Annotated in this window: 3 protein-coding genes and 1 pseudogene; all 4 read right to left on the reverse strand. The window is 62.7% G+C overall.

Going from position 1 to position 4,052, the window contains the following annotated elements:
• Positions 1 to 764, reverse strand: a 764-nt coding sequence (locus EN750_RS21965) for an AAA family ATPase (protein ID WP_145967828.1), incomplete at its 3' end; no start/stop codon positions are given.
• A gap of 118 nt (positions 765 to 882) precedes the next feature.
• Positions 883 to 1,752 (reverse strand): outer membrane protein assembly factor BamD, encoded by an 870-nt coding sequence (locus EN750_RS21970; protein WP_127328879.1) that lies wholly within the window; start codon positions 1,750 to 1,752, stop codon positions 883 to 885.
• Positions 1,753 to 2,015: 263 nt separating this feature from the next.
• A complete protein-coding gene (gene lpxC / locus EN750_RS21975; RefSeq protein WP_023813134.1) occupies positions 2,016 to 2,966 on the reverse strand; it encodes a UDP-3-O-acyl-N-acetylglucosamine deacetylase in 951 nt (316 codons plus the stop codon).
• A gap of 281 nt (positions 2,967 to 3,247) precedes the next feature.
• Positions 3,248 to 4,052 (reverse strand): annotated as a pseudogene (locus tag EN750_RS21980) (cell division protein FtsZ); the annotation flags it as partial.

Raw genomic sequence — 4,052 nt, forward strand, 5'->3', positions numbered from 1 at the left:
ACCTGGCGCTGCAGCCGCCGCAACAGGCTGGCCAGTTGCGGCAGGGGCGAAGATGGGCCCGACAGCACATCCTGCGCGTCATGGATTTCGGAAGCGATCTTTTCGGCCCGCATCATAGACGCGCGCAATTCGGCAAGGTCGGTCTCCTCGCCCGGCTGCGGATCGAGCTTGGTCAATTCCGCCACCGCCGCGCGCAGATAGTCGGCCTCGCGCGCGGCCGCCGCCACCTTGGCGCGGTGGCGCGACAGCTCCTGCTCGCAGGCGCGCCAGTGCCGCCATGCCTCGCCGGTCGAGCGGACGGCGCCGAGATGGCCACCGAAAGCGTCGAGCACCTCGCGGTGCGCGCCGGGATCGACCAGCGCACGCTCGTCATGCTGGCCGTGGATCTCGACCAGCGCGCGCCCGACGTCGCGCATCAGGGTGACGCTTGAAGGTTGATCGTTGACGAAAACACGGGTGCGGCCGTCCGCCGTCTGCAGGCGGCGCAGGATGATGTCGCCGTCATTCTCGATCGCATTGTCGGCAAGCAGCGTACGCGCCGGATGATTGCGCGGCACGTCGAAGACGGCGATGACCTGGCCTTGCGCCGCGCCATGGCGCACCAGCGAAGCATCGCCGCGCGCACCGAGCGCCAGCGAAAGGGCGTCGAGCAGGATGGATTTGCCGGCACCGGTTTCGCCGGTCAGCACCGAAAGACCCGGCTGGAAGTCGATATCCAGCTTCTCGATCAGGACGATATCGCGGATCGACAGTCTGGAAAGCATCAGAACCCGAATCTAGAACGGCACGCGACCATTTGCAGTCGCAGCGCCGCACTATCTTTTTGTTTGAGCACCGGATCAATCCGAAAAGCGCTGTGGCGCTTCAGTCGATGCTCATACGTCAGGCGCCGGTGATCATCTTCCCGGCTTTGGATATCCACGACCCGGCATTCTCGCGCGGTGCAAGCCCATTGCTCTGCAAGAGCTTGTAGGAATCCTTGTACCATGGGCTGTCGGGGTAGTTGGTGCCGAGCACGGCGGCGGCGGTTTGTGCCTCCGAGGTCAGACCCATCGCGTAATAGCTTTCGGTCAAGCGGGCGAGCGCCTCCTCGACATGGCGTGTGTTGGAATAGTTCTCGACCACGGTGCGGAAGCGCTTCACGGCAGCGATGTATTCACGCCGCTCAAGATAGTAGCGGCCGATCTGCATTTCCTTGCCGGCCAACTGGTCGTTGGCGAAGCGGATCTTTTCCTTGGCGTCGTCAACATATTCCGATGTTGGCCAGCGCGTGACCAGATCCTGCATCGTCTGGACGGTCTGGCGCGCTTCCTTCTGGTCCTGCGTCACGTCCTTGATCTGACGGTAGTAGCTCAAGCCGATGATGTACTGCGCATAGGCGGCGTCATCGGTCGACGGGTAAAGCGTGAGATAGCGCTTGGCCGAGCCGATCGCCTCATCGTAATTGCCCTGGCGATAGTCGGCGAAAGCGCCCATCACCATCGATTTGCGGGCCCATTCCGAATAGGGATGCTGGCGGTCGACGGCGTCGAACTTGCGGCTCGCCTCCTGCAGGCGCCCGGCATTGAGATTGGCAAGGCCCTGATTGTAGAGAACATCGGCCGGCTCGGTCTGCTCGACATAGGTCGACAGGTCGATATCTTTCTCCGACGACATGCAGGCCGACAGAAAGAGCGATGGAACAACTACTGAAAGCGCCAGGAAAACAGCCCTCTGCGGTGCTTTCAATTGACCAACTCGCTTGAAGAACATGATTGGATCTCGCCCTTTCGGCGCTATTTCAATGCCAGTTGCACGCCATTGTTTCAAAACTGGTCCCCACTTTTGAATGACATGCATTAATCGACGGCAGCAGCCATAAACCATAACCGCCTTGCCCGGCAACGCTATCTCCGGCCAATCGCGCATTTTTGTGGCGGCCGGACGCCACTTGGACATCAATGCAATTTCACTGGCGGGTGGTGCATTCCTGCAACATTCGCTATCACCATGGAACCCGAAAAAACCCTGGGAAATCAGATCATCCAGGGTGCGTAGAGTGGCGCATTGACGGCGTTCATCTCGGCGCTGCGGCCACGCTCACGGCGCGTCGTCTCGACGATCTCGAACGCCGTGCGGTCCGAGAGCAGACGGCGCAGGGCCGCGGCATTCATCCTGTGGCCGCCGCGATAGGAGCGGAAGCAGCCGATGAAGCGGGCGCCGGCCAGCGCCAGGTCGCCCATGGCGTCCAGCGTCTTATGTCGCACGAATTCGTTGGGGTAGCGCAGGCCGCCCATATTGATGACGCGGTTGTCGTCGCCAATGACCAGCGAGTTCTCCAGCGAGGAGCCGAGCGCGTAGCCTGCGGCCCACAGCCGCTCGACATCCTTCATGAAGCCAAAGGTGCGGGCGCGCGCGATGTCACGACGGAAAATATCGGCATTGAGGTCGGAGGCAAACAGCTGACGGCCGATCGCCGGGCTTTCGAAGTCGATCTCGATCTCGAAACGGGTCCCGTCATAGGGCCGAAACTCCGCCCACGAGGCGCCGTTCTCGATGCGGACCGGCTTGATGACCCTGATATAGCGCCGCTTGACCGAGAGCGTCTCGATACCCGCCTGATCGATGGCTTCGACGAACGCCATGGCGCTGCCATCGAAGATAGGAACCTCGGAACCATCGATCTCGACAGCGACATTATCGATGCCGAGCCCAAACAGCGCCGCCATGATGTGCTCGACCGTGGCGATATGCTCGCCAGCGGGATCACCAAGCATGGTGCACAGGTCGGTAGCGCCGACTTCCGAAACCAGGGCACGAAACTCGCGGCCCTGCTCCGCACCGTTGAAAAGCTGGAAAACGATGCCGGTGTCGGCATCCGCGGGCACGAAGCTGATGGACACTTCCTTGCCGCTGTGGACGCCGGTGCCGGTAAGCGACGCGCGCGTCTTCAATGTCGTCTGATAGTCGTGCAAGACAATCCCCATAAGCCCGTAATGCCTAGGTCCGCTTCTCCAGCCCGAGGGCGCGGCTCTTGTGTGAATCGGCTGGCAGGGTGACTTCCCCCGAAATCCTGGCAAACCGATGATGGTAGGCAGCGAAGATAATGTCCCGTCAGGGAGACTCCAAATCACGGTTTCTTACTCTGTGTAACCGCAAAATGGAACGAGTGCGACTTGGTAAGTCGTTGAAATCACATCATTTAAAACATTAACAGGCAAGCGATTCCTCGCTTGCCTGTTAACAAATGTTACAGTCCGTTTACCAATCAGTTGGCCTGGCGGCGCAGGAACGCCGGAATCTCCAGCTGATCGTCTTCCTGAGTCGTCCTCACCTGCGGCGTCAGGCGGCCCTGATCGTCGAGCTGGCCGCGGCGCGGCGCATAGAGCTGCGCATCCTGGCTGGCGAGACGGCGCACTTCGGGCGCGGCCTGGCGCAGCTTGGGCTCGCGCGGCTGCGCCGGCTGCAGCCGTGCGGGTTCTTCCTCGCGGCGGGTCAGACCATTGGTCAGGCGCTTCAGCAGGCCCATCGGTCCGCTGTTGTTCTCGTGGTCGACCGGGCGGCTCTTGGCATCCACCTCGGCCTTGACGACCGGCGGAAAGTCCTCGACGCGCGGCATGCGCTGCGGCGCCATGGCAACCGGCTGCGGCGCCTCGCGCTGCAGCATCTCGCGCGGCTGCGGGGCCGGCTGCATCTGCTGGACCACCGGCTGCGGCATCGGCTGGGCGGGCGGCGCCTGGAAGATCTTGCTCTGCGGGCGGAAATCTTCAGCGTGGGCGACCGGGGCCGGGCGCGCCTGCGCCATGGCCGCGGCATTGGCTTCGGCCAGATGGATGGCTTCCGCGACCGGGTCGATAGCGCGTGGCTCGTATGCCGCCTGCTGGACAGGCGCCGGACGAACCTCCGCGATCTGAGCCGCCGGGCGGCTGGCCGGCTTCGGAGGCGCCGTGCGGATCGAGATCGGTGCGGCGGCGATTTCAGCCGCCGACTTGTCGATGCCGGTGGCAACCACCGAGACGCGGATGACGCCTTCGAGTTCCTCGTCGAAAGTGGCACCCAGGATGATGTTGGCG

It is taken from the genome of Mesorhizobium sp. M7A.F.Ca.ET.027.03.2.1 (genome assembly GCF_003999175.1).
GTDB lineage: Bacteria > Pseudomonadota > Alphaproteobacteria > Rhizobiales > Rhizobiaceae > Mesorhizobium.

Coding starts and splice junctions, on each gene's coding strand:
- lpxC (WP_023813134.1), bottom strand. CDS start 2,966: ATGGGGATTGTCTTGCACGACTATCAGACGACATTGAAGACGCGCGCG.
- EN750_RS21970 (WP_127328879.1), bottom strand. CDS start 1,752: ATGTTCTTCAAGCGAGTTGGTCAATTGAAAGCACCGCAGAGGGCTGTT.